The sequence below is a fragment of the Moorena sp. SIO4A1 genome, from assembly GCF_010672065.1.
Classification (GTDB): domain Bacteria; phylum Cyanobacteriota; class Cyanobacteriia; order Cyanobacteriales; family Coleofasciculaceae; genus Moorena.
In genome coordinates, this window is the sequence record NZ_JAAHHX010000846.1 from 1 (window position 1) to 1261 (window position 1261).

Consider the following 1261-nt stretch of genomic DNA (forward strand, 5'->3'; position numbering starts at 1 on the left):
ACCGGAATTGCATCCGGGTTGGGAATTGAGACAGATAATTACTCTCAGCGTCGTAACTTATGAGGCGTGTTGATGGTGTATCGTGGCTGTTCACCTCGTGCGTAGCGTCTAATGTTATCAATCACCACAGCCGCAATACCATCGTAACTTACGTCGGTTATGGCAGCAATGTGTGGAGTAATAATTACGTTTTGCTGACGAAGAGAATCTGTGGGGGAGTCAACGAAATCAAGACCAGCTCCTGCTAAATCTCCGTTCTCTAGTGCTGCTTCTAAGGCATCTGTGTCCACTAAACCACCCCGTGCTACGTTGATGAGAAATGCTCCAGGTTTAATTGCTGCTAGTGTGTTCTGATTAATCAGATGATGAGTGTTTTTAGTATACTCGGCACACAAGATAATATAGTCAGCAATTGATAACGCTTCAGAAAGATTATTAGAGCCGTAAACTTTTTCTATCCCTGTTTCTGGTAACGCACCACGTTCTGGGTGTTGCCGAACCGCAACAAGACGCATTCCAAAAGCTTTTAGGCGTACCGCTAATGCCGTACCAATGTCACCAAGTCCAACGATACAAGCTGTTTTTCCCAATAAGGCAATACCTGCTTTTGCACTCCAGTCTTCACTTTTAGATGATTGCTGTGTGGTTGTTATGTGTCGTGAGAGCATTAGCATTAGCATGATGGCATGTTCGGCAACGGAATCAGCATTGCCAGAAACACGCCCAGGTACATGTGCTACCCATACTCCAGCACCAGTAGCTGCCTCAATGTCTATAGTTTCTATACCGACACCAAACTCTTGCACTAAACCAAAGTGTCCAGAGGCAATGATTGAAGCATCAATGTTAGCCATCCAAGGTATCACAACATCAACACTATCTAAATACTTGATAATAGTATCTGAGGGACAGGTGATAATTTCATGGTCTGATAGTTGTGATGCTAGTAAGCTTACTGCTAGTGTTGCGCTATCGCTACACAATAAAACTTTCATAATTTAGACTGAAAAACAGCATCAAGTAATCCTTAGCATCAACCCCCTATAATCTTCATAGCTGCATTATGCCCTGGAATCCCACTAACACATCCTCCCCGTTTAGCTCCAGAACCACACAAGAAGATATTATCAAAGCCAATCTCCACACCCCACATTCCCCGTTCTTCTTCTGATTCTACAAAAGGCCAGGAAAGAGATTGATGGAAGACATGACCTGTGGGAATGCCCACTTCTCGTTCCACATCCACTGGAGTTGCGACATC

The 1261-nt window shown here is 44.1% G+C and carries 1 protein-coding gene and 1 pseudogene; both read right to left on the minus strand.

Annotated features, from left to right (window positions below; translation table 11 throughout):
* Nucleotides 1-44: 44 nt before the first annotated feature.
* The gene (locus F6K53_RS43425) at nucleotides 45-995 is read right to left on the minus strand and encodes an NAD(P)-dependent oxidoreductase (protein WP_293086933.1); all 951 of its coding nucleotides are present in this window, start codon (nucleotides 993-995) and stop codon (nucleotides 45-47) included.
* A gap of 38 nt (nucleotides 996-1033) precedes the next feature.
* Nucleotides 1034-1261 (minus strand): annotated as a pseudogene (locus tag F6K53_RS43430) (hypothetical protein); the annotation flags it as partial.

Excerpts from the sequence above, each read along its gene's own strand:
- F6K53_RS43425 (WP_293086933.1), bottom strand. The coding sequence starts at position 995 with ATGAAAGTTTTATTGTGTAGCGATAGCGCAACACTAGCAGTAAGCTTA.